We start from the raw sequence: 16,220 nt of genomic DNA, 5'->3' as shown, positions 1-16,220 counted from the left end.
TCACTGTTGTTTTTGGAATCCAAGTAAGTATGGTTAACGGATCGTTAGTTTCAAAATATCAGTACATTACACGAGGGCAGAAGCATGAGCGATCCCGGCATTGCCGAGAAGCTGGTCGAGGTTTTACGTCGACCTGATGGCGACGTGGACCTTCGCCCGGTTCATACGATCGGTATAAGTGCAACGGGTTTTTTCGAGCCTTCTCCGATCGCCAAAACATTCTGTATTGCCGAGCACTTTAACACGCAAAAGACCGACGTGATCGTGCGGTTTTCAAACGGATCGGGCAGCGCAGATGTGCATGATGGCTGGTCAGACGTGCGTGGCATGGCGGTGCGGTTCCACCTGCCCGACGGCTCGGACACCGATCTGATTGCGATGACACTGCCGGAATTCTTCGCACCAACGCCCGAAACATTTTTGGAATTCGCCGAAGAGGCCAAGCCCAAATCTTATCACGGTGAAACGCCTTGGCAGAAAATTAGCAACTACTTGCACCTGATGCTGCCGAAACGTGACCCCTATCCCGATGAAACCATCAGCCCCGATGACGGTGCGATCGCGTTCGCCGACAAATACGCATTTTCGCAGCTGGGTGTGATGCAGGCCGCACAAATCGGCGCGCCAACCAGCTATGTGCGCGCTGCGTACCATGCGGTGCACACATTTATTGTGACAGGCCCGGACAGTGTGCGCCGCTGGGTGCGGTTTTCCTGGCAGCCCATTGCGGGTGTTTTGAAGACCAATCCCAATGAGCCGCCGGACAACGATTACCTGCGTGGCGAACTAAAAAGGCGGTTGTCAAAGGAACCTGCCCGGTTTTCCTTGATGATGGCGATAGGCGAGGTTGGCGACGACTTTTCAAACTCATCCCGTCCCTGGCCACCCCATCGCAAACGGATCATGATGGGGACCCTGACGGTAGATGCCGTCCCCGAAAACCAGATTGCCGATTGCGAAAAACTCAGCTTCAATCCGGGTCTTCTGACCAAGGGGATTGAGGCCTCAGATGACCCGGTGCTGAAAATCCGTATCGAGTCGTACAAAATCTCAAGCGAATGGCGCGGCGGTTCCCCCTGCCCGTTCTCAAAGGGGTAAGCGCATGTCCTCGCAGAGCGGATGGTTCAACACATACGTCAACAGCCTGCCTGATCGCGGCTGGTTCCAGTTCCTGTCGCGATACATCGTCGTGCCCTATTGGATCTGGCGTGATCCTAAACCCAAGCTACCGGGCGGGCCACGCCCATCGCCGCAACCCAGTGAGAACGTGCAGCGCATGATGAACCTGATCATGCCGCTCAAGGACCCCTCGCCCGCCGGTCGAGCGCGCGCCACAATGGCAATTGCGCAAAACGTGGACGAGATCTTTGCCGGGCTCGACAACGTCGGCACCGTGCATTTCGCCCGGTTCCTTCTGATCGACAATAATATCTGTATGATTTCGGTCTATGACGGGGATTTCACCAATTACATCCGCGACTTCATCACCACAATCGGCAGTGTGTTCAACGATGTGATCTCACTGGTGGACGGCGCAGATCATCTGATTCCAACGGAACACAACGTCGAAGAGTTCATCGACTGGGTCCACGAGCACGACTTGTTTCAGGCGCCTGATTTCCCCACAGACATGTTCGGACTGCAGGACATCGCCAAAGGGCAGGAACCGAACAAGCCGCCCCATATGTTGGCGTCGCTGCCGCGTGACTTTGTGCTGCAACTGCATGCCAACCGCAATATTTCGCTGGGGGGCGGCTATCGCGCCTATCCCGGAGTTTCAGCCGCGCAAGTGCGCCAGAAGTTTGGACAGGGCTGGTGACCAGAAAACTCGATCTCGCCGATATTCAGGGCAACATCCTGCGCGGCTACCGCCGTGACCTTGTGCGTCACCTTTTCCTGGAAGTCACGGACCGCGATGCTGCGCGTCAGTTTCTGGCCGCTTCGGTTGAAGGCGGGCAGGACAGCGTTCCGGCCATCACACGCGGGGTACTGTGGGAGGTCAAGCCGCCCTTCTGCTTTAACATCGGCATTACGTACCAAGGGCTGCGGGCGCTGGGAACTCCGGCACAGCATCTCAATACTTTTCCCACTGAATTCAAGCAGGGCATGACAAGCCGCGCGATGAAACTGGGCGACTTCGGCGATAGCGCACCTGAACACTGGCCCGCTCCGTTTGATCAGCCAGACCGTATTCACCTGATGGCTTCGGTCCATTCCGACGTTGCAGAACACCTCGACCTCATCGAAAAGCAGGTGAGCGCGGCGTTCAATGTTTTGGGCGTGCGCAACGGTCGGAATCTACCTGAAGGCAAGGTGTTCTTTGGCTATGTCGATGGCATCTCTCAACCCAGGTTCGAACAGGTGTTCGACCCTGATCAAGCCGGGGTGGACGAACCGATTGACCCGCTGGGCACGGCTTTGCTGGGATACCCCACGCGGCAAGAGGGCGTGTTGTTCCGCGTCCCATCCCCGGATGCATTGGGCGTTAACGGATCCTTCAATGCCTTCCGGATTCTCGCGCAGGACGCAGCCGCGTTCGAGGCTTATCTGGATCAGGCCGCTGACACACTGATGGATCACCCCAAGCGCGATCTGTTGGCCGACCCCGATCACTTGGACCGTATCGGCAAAGGTCTGGATCAGCGCGGCGCACTGCGCGAAGTGGTTGCGGCCCAGATGTGCGGGCGCTGGCGCAATGGTGTCCCGTACGAGCTTTCGCCAGACGCGCAGTGGCCGGAAACCGAGGTTTCACCAACCAATTTTGACTATACGCACGGTTCGCGTTGCCCTGCCGGGTCGCATTTGCGCCGCGGCAACCCGCGTGGTGGGCCTATCGTTCAGCGGATCGCCAATTACACCCGACGCCTTGTGCGCCGGGGTATGTCTTATGGCCCCGACTTTGACCCGCAAAACCCCGACAGCGCGGAACGTGGACTGCTAGGCAGCTTCATCGGTGCCAATATCGGCGCGCAATTCGAAGCAGTCATGTGTGACTGGATCAACCTTGGCCTGCAGGACCCCAACATAACCGGAGCGAATGACCCGCTTTTGGGCGCGAACACCGCCGAGACCAGTTGGTTTGACATGACACTGCCCGACGGCGATACGATCCGCTTGTACGGCTTCCCGCGGCTGATTTTCACACGCGGGGGTGCATATACCTTTTTGCCCAGTCTGACCGCGATAAAATACCTGTCCGAGTTGACGGATTAGGCCAGTTCCGCCAAGGCGGCGTCGATACGTGCCAGCAACGGCGTTTTGCCGGCCGTCTCGACGACAACACGAGCCTTGGTCAGATAACTAATGGCCTGATCTTTCTTTTTCCGGGCCTTGCACAATAGGCCCATGATCATGTCGCACCGCGCGATATAGTGACCGTTCTTGTCTAACTGAGGGTTGCTGCGAACGGCGTCGATCATGGACCGCAGCCGTTTCTCACCAAACAGAACAACCCACAGAATGGACCTGAAATTCCGCAAAAGAACACGCAATGAGCCGCCACCTTCGCCCGTCAGAATCGCCAAATACAGTTCGCACATGTAAAGGCGCGCCCAATCCGTCGCGATCTGGGTGCCTTCGGTTTCGCGTTTTGCCAGCGCGGTTTCTATCTGTGACAGACCTTCTGCGATTTGGCCGTTCATCGCATACGCGACCCCCAGCATCGTTTCGGGACCGACCGTAAACAAAGACCACCCCTTTTCCTGGCAGTCTTCAATGTGGCGTTTGGCCGTTTCGATCGCTTCGGGCATTTGCAGGGGCAACAACGCCCCGACGGTTGCAGCCGCAGCTATGGCGCGTTCGAATTCGACCTTCGAGGTTTTGCGCGCTTCTTCTGCCATTGCCAACGCCAGCTCGTAATCGTCGGTTACCATCGCGATCAACGCTTTCATTGCCTTGCCGTAACCCAGTGATCGCGGGTCATTACGCGTCTCGCCCACTGCGATCATTCGATCCGATGTGGCATGCGCGCGCGCAACGCGACCGCGGCACAGTTCATTCCAGCCAACAGTCGCCAGATAGAAGTTCTGGATATAGGCGTCTTCGATCTGTTCAAGGACAGCTTCGACCTGACCCTTTCTGGCCTCGAACTTGTCGTTGTCGATTGGCGAATGATAGATGGAGACCGAAAGCTCGTTCACCATCGCATAGGCCTTGGAGGCCGGATCGCGCAGGCGATTGGCCATCTCGGTCAGTTCTTTCTGAACCCAATGCGCCTCGTGGTATTTTCCATTGCACACAAGGCAAGACACATAGTGATGCAGGAACAAGGCGTGGTTTTTGTCGTCTCCAACCTGTTCCAAGATCGGACGAACGGTTCCTGCAAGATTGATAAGTGTCTTCACCCTGAGCGAGATGTTAGAACACAACGCGAAGTTCGCCAGAAACGCCGCAAATTGTTCTTTCGAGGCACAGTCGGGGTTGTTCAGATACAAGTCCAACGCCGATTCGTAATACCGGTTGGCCTCATCCAGTGAATAGACGCCCAAACTCTTGTCACCGGCCATCGCGCTAAAGCGAAACGCCTGATCCACCCGATCCGACAATCCGTAGTGGTAGGCCAGCATTTCGGCCGCCTCTTGCAAACGGTTTGCGTTGCGATGCACCAAAGCTTCGGCAATTGCAAAATGCAGCTCTGCTCGCCGGGACGCCACGAGGTTGTGGTAAACTGAATCCCGTAAAAGAACGTGGCGAAAGATGTAATCGGACGAGTTCGCCTCGCGGTACAAAACATCCTGCGCCTGCAGACGTTGCAATACCGCGCCTGTGTCTTCGGCCTGCTCTGCAAGTTGGGACAACAGACCCGGATCAAAGCGGCGCCCGATCGCAGCCGCCGCCTGCAGCAATTCCCGGTCTTCGGGTTCCAGCCGTTCAATCCGCGCCGCAAGAAGGCTGCGCATCGTCACAGGAAGACCGGTATCGTCCATTTCCGCGTCGAAATGCGCCTTGCCTGCGTCCACGCGCAGCGTTCCTTGATCCTGAAGAAAACTCAGGATTTCTTCACCGAATAACGGGTTTCCACCTGCCCGGGTTGTCAACTGTTCGGCAAGCCCGTCTTCCAGATCATCCACACCCAGACGCGCACGGGCCAAATCGGCGAAATCATCAACCTCAAGCGGGCTGAGCGCCAGCGTCGTGACACCAGCCTCGCCCAGCCAGCCGGGCGTGTATTCCGGCCTACGCGTCTGAATGACCATGAGATTGGCGAATTCCGGTTCTTCGATCACAAGGCCCAACAGATCTTCGGAGGCGCTGTCAATCCAGTGGCTGTCTTCGATCAACAGGATCACGCGGTCCCGGCTGCATTTCGATCTGAGCAGCGCCAGCATAAGCTCGCGGCTGCGCAACCCGATCAAAACGCCGTCCAAACCGTCCAACGCATCCGCTGGCGGGCGCAGCCCCAGAAGGTTCATCGCCAGACCAAGGTTTTCTTGCGTATAGAGTTTGGATTTCTCGAGCCCGACCTCCAGTTTCTTTTGAATCCGCTGAGGTTGATCGGCATCGACGATCTGGAAGGACTTTCGTAAAATCTCAAGGAAGGGCAGAAACGGCACCTGTTGGCCGTCTGCAAAACAGTGGCCGGTCAATACCGAAACATCTTTGGACTGAACCCGCTGCAGGAACTCAAAAACCAGACGTGTTTTTCCAAGACCGGGTTCCGCGACAAGGTCTATGACCGCACGGGAACGCTCGGATCGTGCCAAAGCGGTGGACATGGCATCCAATTCACCGGCCCGACCGACATAGTCACTTAAGCCACGCGCAACAGAGGCATCAAACCGCGTGGCTTCGTCTTTGACCGATTGCAATTGCCACAGCTTTTGGGGTGCGTCCAAACCCTTGATCGGGTGTTCGCCAAAGAAACCCAGCTCTGTCACCCACTCGACAAGACCGCGGGTCGTGTCACAGATCAGACTGCCACCGGGTGGCGCAAGGTTTTCAAGCCGCGCCGCCAAGTTCACGGTGCTGCCCACAGCCGTCGTCGGGCCGCCTTTGCCCTGCACGGTGGCCATCAGAACGGTACCAGAACTGACCCCAACCCGCATTTTGGGGCGGACACCGAACCGGCTTTCAAAATCATCCTCTGCCTCAGCAAAAGCTTGATGGACAGTCAGAGCGGCACGGCATGCCCGCAGTGCCGGGTCTTCCAATGCATCCGGAATTCCGAACAGGGCCATGATGCTATCGCCGCCGAAATCACGGACAGTGCCGCCATGTTCTTCGACTGAACGCACCAGCATGTCATAGACGGTGCGCACAAATTCCAGAGACTTTTCTTCTTCCAGCCCGGCGATGATCGCGGTGTAGCCAACCATATCGGCGAACAATACGGAAACCGGACGACGCTGCGCCGATTCTGCCAATTCCTTGGCAGGCTTATCCTTGTCCTTCACCATATCGGTGTTTTGTCTACAACACCGCGACCGACCCCGCCAGTACGCGACACAACCCAATCGACAAGACATCCCGACCGGGAAGCGAAAATGTCACGCGATTGCATCCAAAAGCTGTATCTTAGGCCGTAAATGCAAGTTTCAGGCCGGGGCGGGGCCATCTGGTTTTATAGATTTTACCGGTGCTCGACGCAGTTATCCACAGATCCTGCATGTCTTTGCCGCCGAAACATAAATTTGTTGTGAACAGGTCCGGCACCGGCACATGTTCCGTTGTCCCATCGAGGCTGAAAACAGTGATCCCACCGTTGTAGATTGTTCCGACGCAAACGCGGCCGTCCTGTTCCACCTTGAGGCTATCCAGCCATTGGTATCCCGGCAAGGTCTGCACCACAGTTCCCGTCATCCCTGGAATCGGTCCCGGTTTAACCTCTCCGGGTCCGGTGATCTCCATCGCCCATAAACGACCAAAAACAGTGTCCGAAACGTAGATTGTTTTTCCGTCCGGTGACAGCCCAACGCCGTTAGGCATGGGGATCGTCGCAGCCTTGATCAGCGTTTTTCCGTCGATCGAGGCATAGTACAGCCCCCCATATCGGGTCGAGGTTTCATCCTGAATTCCGGTGTCTGTGAACCAGAACCCTCCGTCCGCATCGAAGACGATATCATCAGGTGCAATCAGCCTTTCGCCCTTGTACGAGTCAAACAAAGGCTCAACCTTGCCGGTGCTTAGATCGACACGATGAACCGATCCACCCCGATAATCCGGGCGCAAAGGCGACGGCACAGTGATTTTGTCCGGGCCATAGGGGACAAAGCTGTACACGGCACCGTTGTTACACACATACGCCGCGCCATCCGGACCGATAGCAACGCCATTCGGTCCACCGGGTATGTGGGCAACAACAGTGACGTTCCCATCAGGCGTCACTCGGGACAGGTTTTCGTCCTTGATATCCACGAACAGGACAGACCCATCGTCCATCGCAACCGGTCCTTCCGGAAAGCCCAAGCCGCTACAAACCTCTTGTAATTCCAACGTCATATCCCATCCCTTTTTTGCGCAATACGTTTGTTCTGGCCAAGCCTCAGACAAACAAAGCCAGCCCATGCCTAAGAAGGCATTTCAGGATGTTCGTGTCAAAATTTTTGTCGGAATATTGCGGTTGACCCGAAAGGTCACATTAGATCGTTCTCGACATCTTCGGCTGAAATACCCAAGGCGTCCAAACCGTTTTCAAGGTGATCTGACAGGTGCGGTGTGCCAATCAGGTAATCCGCACAGGGGGTCGATGCCTCGGATTTGGCAGTTGCAACGGCTTCTGCCAAATCTTCTGCGAAAAAGCTTTCGCGTCCGATCCACATGACGGCGACCAGCTCGGCCTGTTCGTCCTCACCCATACGATCAATAAACGCACGCAACTCGCCCTCAGCCCGATCCAGTTCACGGCCCATCATGGCGACCTGAGCGATTTTTCTTGCCGAGATTTCCAGCATGTTCCGACTCCTCGTGTTCGCGGTTTCAAGACAACATCAACCACCGAGATGGGGCCGAGTCTTTGATCTTGAGCAAAAAACGAGGGTTTAGGGTTTGCGGATACCTGAAACAGGGTGATCTGGTACTGGTTCGGTGCGAAACGGGCGAAATCGGGCTTTCTTCAGCTTTAGCTTCAAGGCCTGCCAGACAATCAACGTAAAGGCGCGGCGTGCCCCGAATGGCCGGCGCAGCAAAGACCAAGCCAAAGCCCGGTCCGTCAGTGGCGCACGCGGTCCCGTCAGCGTGGCGATCAGGCCCCCCGCCTCGCGCCCATAGTCGATCCAGACGCCAACCCGATCGGGACGCAAATCAAACCGAAAGGTGTAAGACCCTTCGATCTTCTGGAACGGAGACACATGCATCAACTTGTCGGCCACGATCCGGTCTGACGGTTGGATCGGCGCAAAGTTCGCGTTGTGACACAGATAACTGTGGCGTGTGCCGTAGGTATTCGTCACCTCAGCCACGACTGCATACAAATTATCCTCGGCATCGAAGCAGAACCAAAAACTGACGGGGTTGAAGACATGGCCCAGTACACGTGGTTGGGTCAGCAAAGCGATGCGCTTGGGCTGTGTCACGCCCAGCAGCTCAAACTGCTCACGCAGCCATTCTGCACCACGCCCTTTACCGGGCTCACCACCGTGATCCCGTTCGCGCCAATTGGTAATGTTCGGTTTGTTGAGTGAGAATAAAAACGGTGTCGCAACGTCGGCTTCGGGGTCCAGCAGGATATAGTCGACCGAATAGCGAAACGCGTTTTCTATCGCGCCTTTACGGCCGTGGTAGGTATGCCCCGCGATGTGATCAATCCGGTTCATCCTGCCTTTCCCATTTTGCCTGCCAACCGATCAAACTGCATTCTTTTCCTCAGTCTTTACATATGCGTACTACGAAATCGTAGTCAGCGTGGATTAAAATAATTGTGCAGAGTGATCCGGCTTGGGTCTGCCCGCGTAATAAGGTTATGTTTACCGAGATCGATACCGCGAGCTTGGATGAACCGGTGGCCGACGGGCCCATAGTGACACCCTTGCGCGCAAAGCAACGCATCAAGGGTAAACCGGTGAACCAGGCAAACGGCAGTTGCGACACAAGAACCGAATGGGTGAGTCACATCACCCGTATCCGCGATGCGCAGGATCAGGCGGCTTTTGCCGAGCTGTTCCAGCACTTTGCCCCTCGGGTCAAGGCGTTCCTGATGAAATCAGGGTCCGACGCCACTTTGGCCGAGGAGTGCGCGCAGGAGGTTATGGCCACCTTGTGGCACAAGTCGCATCTGTTCGACCCGACCCGCGCGACCGTGGCCACCTGGGTGTTCACGATTGCAAGAAACAAGCGCATCGACGTTCTGCGCAAGCAACGCCGACCCGAGCCAGAAGATCTTGGCTGGGGACCCGAGGCTGAGCCGGACCAGGACGACGTGATCGCGCTGCAACAGGAAACCGCGCAGTTGCGTGACGCTTTGACCGCGTTGCCAGTGGCGCAAAGAGAACTGATCGAGAAGGCGTATTTCGGAGACCTGAGTCACCGAGAGATCGCATCGCAGACCGGGCTGCCCCTGGGAACGATCAAATCTAGAATTAGGTTGGCGCTGGACCGCTTGCGCCATGCCATGAACTGAGATGACGATGATGAATAACAAGATCAAACATCACCTGACAGACGACCTGCTGATGGCCTACGCTGCAGGGTCTTTGCCCGAGGCGTTCGACCTGATGGTCGCGACGCATCTATCCTTGTGCGACCACTGCCGTGCGCGTGCTGAAGGGTTCGACGCCGTAGGCGGCTGTGTCCTGCAAGAGCAGGATGACACGGTCGGCATGAGCAACGGGTCCCTTGCCGCAACTATGGCTATGATCGCCCAAGGCGCGCCAATTGCGAAACCGTCGCGTCCCGGCTGTTCTGTGCTGCCAACACCGCTGCAGGACTACGTTGGCGGTGACGTGAACGATATCCAGTGGCGTTCGATCGGTATGGGCGTCAAACAGGCGATTTTGCCCACGACGCGCGAAGCGACAGCCCGCCTTCTGTTCATCCCGGCCGGAGCAGCCGTACCGGACCATTCGCACAAGGGTATTGAGCTGACGATGGTGCTGCAGGGTGCGTTCTCGGACGAGGTTGATCACTTTGCCCGTGGTGATGTTGAGATTGCGGACGAAGACCTGCATCACACCCCCACGGCAGACATGTCCGAGGATTGCATTTGCCTGGCGGTCACGGATGCGCCGCTGAAATTCAGCAAACTGATGCCGCGCATTTTTCAGCCCTTTCTTCGAATCTGACGCGTATCGCCCGGTTGTGCTAAACTGAACCCGCACTGTGGAGGGCCTTGCTATGCTGAGATTTTTGTTCGTTCTTGCGACAACCATCGGGTTGGCCACAGTCGCTACCGCTCAGCGTGTGGCCGACGTCAAATTCGACCAAGGCAACTATGGCACGATGGTCAGCGGAACAGTCACTGGCGATGAGTATTTCGACTATAAGCTGGACGCGTCAGCCGGGCAGGAAATGTTCGCAGAGCTTGTTGTCAGTGACACGAACGGCAACGGTGTGGTCTATTTCAACATTCTGCCACCGGGCAGTGAAGGTGAGGCGATCTACATTGGGTCCATTGACGGCAATACAGCCCGCATAAACCTGCCCGAAGACGGGGAATACACGATCCGCGTCTACCTGATGGGCAATGACCGCGATACAGGAAAGACCGTTGGCTATAACCTCGATCTGTCTATTCAGTAACGCCTAACCTTCGGACTTACCCAAAGGCACAACGTTTGTGTGGCCTTCGGGGGCCAATTCTTCGAAGTCGAAATTATCCAACCGTTGTGCCCTGCGTCCGGCCTTTTCGGCGCTGATCTTGATTTCTGAGATATCTTTGGCAGCCTGCCCAAAATGCCGATCCAGGTTCGAGACGCGATCCCCCAAACGCTCCACGTCTTTATGCAGCAGCCCAAGCTCTTTTCGGATTGCCCCGGCCTGCTCGCGCATTCGCGCATCTTTCAGGATCGCACGCATCGTGTTCAGTGTTGCCATGCAGGTGGTCGGAGAGACGATCCAGACCCGCTTGCTAAAGCTTTCCTGTACCAGCTCGGGGAATTTGGCGTGCAGCTCGGCATAGACTGCCTCGGATGGCAAAAACATCAGCGCGCCATCGGCGGTTTCGCCATCCAGTATGTATTTCTCGGCAATGTCGGTGATGTGCTTGCGAACAGTGCTGCGGAACATCTGCACCGCCGCCTTCAACTCCATATCGTTGGTCGACCCGATCAGCGCCTCGTAGGCTTCCAATGGAAATTTGCTGTCAATCACGATTGGGCCGGGTGGGTTCGGCAGGTTAATCAGACAATCCGCGCGTCGCCCATTCGACAGCGTAGCCTGCAATTGGAAACTGTCCGATGGTAACGCCTTGGACACGATATCATTCAACTGGATCTCACCGAACGCGCCGCGTGTTTGCTTGTTCGACAGAATATCCTGCAAGGACAACACATCACCGGACAATTTGGTAATATTGTCCTGTGCCTTGTCGATAGCCGCCAAACGTTCCTGTAATTGGGTCAGTGAGGTGGCCGTCTGCTTGGAAGAGCCATGCAGTGACTCCTTCATCCTTTCCTGCATCTCAGCCAGGGCACGTGCCGATTTCATCGCGTTGTCTGCCAGCCGATCGTTCATTTGCTGCTGTACAGAGGACAAGCGGGATTCAACCGTCTGGATCACCTGAACCTGTGCGTTGGCCTGCGTGTCAGATACATGCTGCAACCCGCCGCGCAGCTGCTCTTGCCCCTGCCCCAACTGCTGCACATGTTGCCCCAGATGCGCCATTTGACGGGATAGGGGCTCTGCCAATTGGGCGGATCGGTTGGCCGCACGCAGCGACAAGAACAACAAGACCAGAATGAGCGCGACCACTCCGCCCACGGTCAGGACCACCGGGTCGTTCAGCGCGTATTGGGTACCTGCAATCTCGATCATGTCGCCTCGGATGTTCTTGTTTTATTCTTATTAACCCGCGCGCAAGGCGGGATCAACTGCGTCCAAACAAACGCTCAATATCGGCCAGTTTCAGTTCCACATATGTTGGCCGTCCATGGTTGCACTGACCGGAATGGGGCGTCGCCTCCATCTCGCGCAGCAGCGCGTTCATTTCCTCGGCACGCATCTGGCGCCCCGAACGGACCGAGCCATGACACGCAACCCGGCTCAGGATCGCCTCAATCCGGGCTTGTAACGTCTGGCTTTCCCCTTGGTCCGCCAATTCATCAAGGATATCCAGGATCATCGCGCGCGCGTCGACCTCGCCCAGAATTGCGGGTGTTTCGCGCACTGCGATTGCCCCGCAACCAAACGGCTCCAGCGTCAGGCCAAGGCGGGAAAGGTCGTCAGAAACGGCCATCAAACGCGCGCAGTCGCTCTCGGACAATTCCACAATTTCCGGGATTAGTAGCGCCTGCGCTGCGACACCATTCTCGGCCATCTGGGTCTTCAGCTTTTCGTAGACCAGCCGCTCATGCGCAGCATGTTGGTCAACGATGACCATGCCGTCAGCCGTCTGGGCTATGATGTAGTTTTCGTGCACCTGCCCGCGCGCGGCACCCAGAGGAAGCTCTTGCACAGGTGGTTCTTCTGCTGCAGGGGTCGCTGTGGGGCCCGGTTCGACAATCCTACCGCTGTAATCCTGCGACAATTCGGAAAAACCGGGCGATTGCGCCTGAAAGGCGATCTGCCGCGCAGCGCGCGATGGCCGGTCCATCTGATACACCCGTGCTGGTTCCGGTTGCGCCAGCTCTGGCCGCATCGCACCAAGCGTCGCATTCGCCACGGTGGATGACGCCCGGTGGCCAGCCTCGGCCAGTGCATGGCGTAAAGCCGAGACAATCAGGCCGCGCGCAACGCCGGGATCGCGGAACCGAACCTCGGATTTTGCAGGGTGTACATTCACATCAACCAGGGTCGGGTCACAATCGATGAACAATGCAGCAGCGGGATGCCGATCGCGGCTGAGGAAATCGAAATAGGCTGCCCGCAGGGCGCCAGTCAGCATCTTGTCCCGCACAGGACGGCCATTGACGAAAAGGTATTGCGCCACGGCGGCACCACGGGAATAGGTCGGCAGGGCCGCGTAACCGTACAGTCGAATGCCTTCGCGTGTGGCGTCGATCCTCAGGGCATTCTCGGCGAAGTCGCGTCCGATGACACGGGCCAGTCGTGCGTGCAGTGCATCAAAGAGATCGCCATTTTCACGATCGGCGCGAAAGGTCACCCGACCCTCACCACCACCGGACACATCGCGCAGCGTAAAGGTGATTGCCGGCTCTGCCATCGCAAGGCGCTTGACCGTATCCGTGATTGCCTGCGCCTCGGCCCGGTCCGTGCGCATGAATTTCAATCGTGCAGGCGTTGCAAAGAACAGATCGCGCAACTCGACCACAGTACCCACGCGCAGGGCGGCAGGTTTAACCGCCTCCATTTTGCCCCCCGCCACATGGATCTGCGCCGCGTCTTCCGTTGGCACTCGGCTGGTGATGGTCAGCCGACCGACGGCCGCCAACGAGGGCAGTGCCTCGCCACGAAAGCCGAACGTGTGGATATTCAACAAGTCCGAGCCGTCGATCTTTGACGTCGCGTGGCGCGACAAGGCCAGCGGCAGATCGCCGGCAGAAATACCGCATCCGTCATCTGTGACACGAATCAGTGTCTTGCCCCCATCCGCAATATCTATGGCAATCCGCGTAGATCCCGCATCAATCGCGTTTTCGACCAGTTCTTTGACGGCAGAGGCCGGGCGTTCCACCACTTCCCCCGCTGCGATACGGTTGATCGCGGCGTCATCCAGCTGACGGATTACCGGTCGATTTTCGCGGATATTGGGGTCTACATGCGCCATACCCCTAGACCTAGCACAGGTGCGCACGATTCTACCACCTTCATAGACACTGGGTTTAAAGAGAGAGGGGGGCGTTCGGACAATCGCGTCGCGTCATCAAAATAGGGTGATAAGCGTATTCGCGGTTGCCCGAACGATCCAATGTGAGTGGCGGTCAAACGTTTAACAATGAAAGTTCTGTAACACGAAATGCCCTTTGGGGCTCATTAACTCTGAAGCCCCCATCCCGTTGGGCGGAGTTCAGCCGAATCTGGCCCCTGCGCGCACCGTATTTATGCCGGTCCCGGTGCCCCGGCCCGGGTTCGACATGGCCCCCAGATCGCGGCCACCGCCAGTATTAGGCCCGAAACGGTTGCGATCATACCTGCCGCGCTGACCGCGTCTGCCATTCCCAACCATAAGGGTCCGTACCCCGCCAAAACGTATCCGGCGACCGCTGAAATCACGGCAAATACGATGCTCCAACCAATCTGGGACTCAAGCCGGTTCGTCATCATCCGCGCCGCAGCAGGCGGGCAGATGAACATTGCAATCACGATGATTGAACCCACCGCGTCAAATGCCGCCACTGCCGCAATTGCAGCCGTGATCACAAGGGCAAAACCCAACGGACCCGTGCGAATTCCAACGGTGCGAGCGAAACCTTCGTCAAAGGTCGAAATCTTGAGCGGCCGCCAGAACAACCAGGTGAACAAAGAAACCCCGGCGACGGTCAAAGCTATGCGTGGCAGTTCCGGCGGCAAACCGGCCAGCGCCTCGATGTCCCACAGCGACGACCACCCGGTTGCGTCAAGCCAGATCAGGCTTTCCAGATTGCCGTAGAGCGCATGTTCCACATCCAGATGCACGGTCGAGGTGTCCGTTTGCTCAAGCAACAGAACGCCCGCAGCGAACATGGTGGTAAAAACCACACCCATCGCGGCACCGGGCTCGATCTGGCCAAGACGGCGGACCGCCTCAATCGATACAACAGCGACCACAGCGGCACCGGCGGCCCCCAACATCATCGGCCAGGTGGAAATTGCACCGGTCAGTATGAACGCCACAACAATCCCCGGCAGCACGACATGGCTGATCGCGTCCCCGATCAGAGCCTGTTTGCGCAGCACCAGAAAATTGCCTGGCAATGCGCAGGCGATGGCTGCAAACGTACCAATCAATAGGGGCGTCAAGGAAAGGGGGACAAATTCTTCACCGTTCATGTTGCAACCCCCTGCGGGCCGCCAATCTGACGGTCGATCTCGATGATCTGGTCGCGCGTCAATACGGTTTCGATATCCCGCAACCCATCATACAGTGCGGCCGTCGCTTCGTGAGCCTGATCGGCCCGGACAACTTCCCAACGCTTTTCGTCGCGCAGCGCCTTCGCGGCACGGGCTTTCCCGGCTTCGGTTGCGACACCGTCCGCGCGCGCCAAACCGGCGCGGCGTAACAATCGCAAGGTCAGCGGTTCGTAGATTTTTTGCCCCTGCGCCAGCGCCAACAAACCCTGCCGGATGTGTACGCGACGTTGGAACTTAAAGTGCCGCAGAAGGGCCGCCATGACACCGCGCACTGGTGCCAGAAGCAAAGACAGTAAAAACAGCGCGAAACTCACCAGAACTATGATTGGGCCAGTCGGTAAATTGGGTGCCGATGCTGACAACGCGGCTCCAACGTATCCGGATACGCCCCCTGCCAGACCGGCCAGCACAACGACGCGATCCGACCGTTCTGTCCAGAAACGGGCTGTTACGGCAGGGATGATCAGTAAGGCGACGATCAGGATCAAACCAACGATTTTCAACCCGACGACCGTCACCGCCATGACCAAACCCATCATCGCAAGATCAACCCGATGCACAGGCACGCCTCGGGCTGCGGCATATTCCGGATCAAAGGCCACCAGGGTCATAGGACGCCGCAGCAGCATCACCAAGCCCAAGGTCACTGCACCACCGATTGCGATAATCAACGCGTCGGCCCACAGCATTCCAGCGGTCGATCCTAAAAGAAACCCCTCCAACCCGGCCTGACGCCCGACACCCATAGTTTGGATAATGGTCAGTAGAACGATGCCAAACCCAAAGAAAACCGACAGAACCGCGCCAATCGCTGCATCCTCGGCCAGCCTTGTGTTGCGCGTCAGCCAGTTCATACACAAAAGCCCAATCCACGCGGATACGGCAGAGCCTGCCAACAATCCGATCAGGTTGCGACCGTCGCCGCCCAACAGGACCAAAAGCATGAAGGCCAGGCATACGCCCGGCAGGGTCGCATGGCTGATTGCGTCACTTACCAGCGCGCGCTTGCGCAGGAAAAGAAAAGTGCCTGTCACACCAGCCGACACACCCAGCAGTGCTGCACCAATGGCGACCAGCGAGGCGTTGTAGCCAAGCTGCAGGGTCAGGGCGTCCCAAAGCAT

The 16,220-nt window shown here is 57.3% G+C and carries 14 protein-coding genes; 6 read left to right on the top strand and 8 right to left on the bottom strand.

Annotation, left to right across the window (positions count from 1 at the left end; translation table 11 throughout):
• The first annotated feature begins 84 nt into the window (after positions 1-84).
• The 3 genes from ACR0BD_RS02015 to ACR0BD_RS02005 are packed head-to-tail and all read left to right on the top strand — an operon-like array spanning position 85 to position 3,213.
• Positions 85-1,098: a catalase gene (locus ACR0BD_RS02015; protein WP_480828598.1), complete on the top strand. Its 1,014-nt coding sequence runs from the start codon at positions 85-87 to the stop codon at positions 1,096-1,098.
• A gap of 4 nt (positions 1,099-1,102) precedes the next feature.
• Entirely contained in the window at positions 1,103-1,819 is a 717-nt protein-coding gene (locus ACR0BD_RS02010) for a hypothetical protein (RefSeq protein ID WP_480828596.1), read from the top strand.
• Positions 1,816-3,213 (top strand): Dyp-type peroxidase, encoded by a 1,398-nt coding sequence (locus tag ACR0BD_RS02005; RefSeq protein ID WP_480828593.1) that lies wholly within the window; start codon positions 1,816-1,818, stop codon positions 3,211-3,213. The genes ACR0BD_RS02010 and ACR0BD_RS02005 overlap by 4 nt, the downstream gene beginning before the upstream one ends.
• Here the strand turns inward: ACR0BD_RS02005 and ACR0BD_RS02000 are convergent.
• The 4 genes from ACR0BD_RS02000 to ACR0BD_RS01985 all read right to left on the bottom strand — a co-directional run bounded on the left by ACR0BD_RS02000 (position 3,210) and on the right by ACR0BD_RS01985 (position 8,750).
• On the bottom strand, positions 3,210-6,392 hold the full coding sequence (locus tag ACR0BD_RS02000; protein ID WP_480828591.1) for an ATP-binding protein: 3,183 nt from the start codon (positions 6,390-6,392) through the stop codon (positions 3,210-3,212). The two genes, ACR0BD_RS02005 and ACR0BD_RS02000, sit on opposite strands and share 4 nt — an antisense overlap.
• A 121-nt stretch (positions 6,393-6,513) precedes the next feature.
• Positions 6,514-7,437 (bottom strand): SMP-30/gluconolactonase/LRE family protein, encoded by a 924-nt coding sequence (locus ACR0BD_RS01995; RefSeq protein ID WP_480828590.1) that lies wholly within the window; start codon positions 7,435-7,437, stop codon positions 6,514-6,516.
• 134 nt (positions 7,438-7,571) lie between these two features.
• Positions 7,572-7,889: a DUF3775 domain-containing protein gene (locus ACR0BD_RS01990; protein ID WP_480471640.1), complete on the bottom strand. Its 318-nt coding sequence runs from the start codon at positions 7,887-7,889 to the stop codon at positions 7,572-7,574.
• Between the two features lie 87 nt (positions 7,890-7,976).
• Positions 7,977-8,750 carry a DUF1365 domain-containing protein gene (locus ACR0BD_RS01985; RefSeq protein ID WP_480828589.1) on the bottom strand — a complete coding sequence of 258 codons (774 nt, stop codon included), beginning with the start codon at positions 8,748-8,750 and terminating at the stop codon, positions 7,977-7,979.
• 146 nt (positions 8,751-8,896) lie between these two features.
• Here ACR0BD_RS01985 and ACR0BD_RS01980 point away from each other — a divergent pair, with 146 nt between their 5' ends.
• The 3 genes from ACR0BD_RS01980 to ACR0BD_RS01970 are packed head-to-tail and all read left to right on the top strand — an operon-like array spanning position 8,897 to position 10,671.
• Positions 8,897-9,553 (top strand): sigma-70 family RNA polymerase sigma factor, encoded by a 657-nt coding sequence (locus ACR0BD_RS01980; protein WP_480828588.1) that lies wholly within the window; start codon positions 8,897-8,899, stop codon positions 9,551-9,553.
• 10 nt (positions 9,554-9,563) lie between these two features.
• A complete protein-coding gene (locus tag ACR0BD_RS01975) occupies positions 9,564-10,214 on the top strand; it encodes a ChrR family anti-sigma-E factor (protein WP_480828820.1) in 651 nt (216 codons plus the stop codon).
• Between the two features lie 52 nt (positions 10,215-10,266).
• Positions 10,267-10,671 carry a hypothetical protein gene (locus ACR0BD_RS01970; RefSeq protein ID WP_480828586.1) on the top strand — a complete coding sequence of 135 codons (405 nt, stop codon included), beginning with the start codon at positions 10,267-10,269 and terminating at the stop codon, positions 10,669-10,671.
• Between the two features lie 3 nt (positions 10,672-10,674).
• Here the strand turns inward: ACR0BD_RS01970 and ACR0BD_RS01965 are convergent, their stop codons facing one another.
• The 4 genes from ACR0BD_RS01965 to ACR0BD_RS01950 form a co-directional block, all read right to left on the bottom strand.
• Positions 10,675-11,904 carry a DNA recombination protein RmuC gene (locus ACR0BD_RS01965; RefSeq protein ID WP_480828585.1) on the bottom strand — a complete coding sequence of 410 codons (1,230 nt, stop codon included), beginning with the start codon at positions 11,902-11,904 and terminating at the stop codon, positions 10,675-10,677.
• Positions 11,905-11,956: 52 nt separating this feature from the next.
• A complete protein-coding gene (mutL, locus tag ACR0BD_RS01960; RefSeq protein WP_480828584.1) occupies positions 11,957-13,816 on the bottom strand; it encodes a DNA mismatch repair endonuclease MutL in 1,860 nt (619 codons plus the stop codon).
• Positions 13,817-14,088: 272 nt separating this feature from the next.
• The gene (locus ACR0BD_RS01955; RefSeq protein ID WP_480828583.1) at positions 14,089-15,018 is read right to left on the bottom strand and encodes a metal ABC transporter permease; all 930 of its coding nucleotides are present in this window, start codon (positions 15,016-15,018) and stop codon (positions 14,089-14,091) included.
• The gene (locus ACR0BD_RS01950) at positions 15,015-16,220 is read right to left on the bottom strand and encodes a metal ABC transporter permease (protein ID WP_480828582.1); all 1,206 of its coding nucleotides are present in this window, start codon (positions 16,218-16,220) and stop codon (positions 15,015-15,017) included. The genes ACR0BD_RS01955 and ACR0BD_RS01950 overlap by 4 nt, the downstream gene beginning before the upstream one ends.

Source organism: Ruegeria sp. G5, assembly GCF_056533365.1.
The sequence above is the reverse complement of the archived record's forward strand: the minus strand, read 5'-3'. Positions and strand labels throughout refer to the sequence as shown.

Excerpts from the sequence above, each read along its gene's own strand:
- ACR0BD_RS02015 (WP_480828598.1), top strand. The coding sequence starts at position 85 with ATGAGCGATCCCGGCATTGCCGAGAAGCTGGTCGAGGTTTTACGTCGA.
- ACR0BD_RS02010 (WP_480828596.1), top strand. The coding sequence starts at position 1,103 with ATGTCCTCGCAGAGCGGATGGTTCAACACATACGTCAACAGCCTGCCT.
- ACR0BD_RS01995 (WP_480828590.1), bottom strand. The coding sequence starts at position 7,437 with ATGACGTTGGAATTACAAGAGGTTTGTAGCGGCTTGGGCTTTCCGGAA.
- ACR0BD_RS01990 (WP_480471640.1), bottom strand. The coding sequence starts at position 7,889 with ATGCTGGAAATCTCGGCAAGAAAAATCGCTCAGGTCGCCATGATGGGC.
- ACR0BD_RS01985 (WP_480828589.1), bottom strand. The coding sequence starts at position 8,750 with ATGAACCGGATTGATCACATCGCGGGGCATACCTACCACGGCCGTAAA.
- ACR0BD_RS01980 (WP_480828588.1), top strand. The coding sequence starts at position 8,897 with ATGTTTACCGAGATCGATACCGCGAGCTTGGATGAACCGGTGGCCGAC.
- ACR0BD_RS01975 (WP_480828820.1), top strand. The coding sequence starts at position 9,564 with ATGAATAACAAGATCAAACATCACCTGACAGACGACCTGCTGATGGCC.
- ACR0BD_RS01970 (WP_480828586.1), top strand. The coding sequence starts at position 10,267 with ATGCTGAGATTTTTGTTCGTTCTTGCGACAACCATCGGGTTGGCCACA.
- ACR0BD_RS01965 (WP_480828585.1), bottom strand. The coding sequence starts at position 11,904 with ATGATCGAGATTGCAGGTACCCAATACGCGCTGAACGACCCGGTGGTC.
- mutL (WP_480828584.1), bottom strand. The coding sequence starts at position 13,816 with ATGGCGCATGTAGACCCCAATATCCGCGAAAATCGACCGGTAATCCGT.
- ACR0BD_RS01955 (WP_480828583.1), bottom strand. The coding sequence starts at position 15,018 with ATGAACGGTGAAGAATTTGTCCCCCTTTCCTTGACGCCCCTATTGATT.
- ACR0BD_RS01950 (WP_480828582.1), bottom strand. The coding sequence starts at position 16,220 with ATGCTTTGGGACGCCCTGACCCTGCAGCTTGGCTACAACGCCTCGCTG.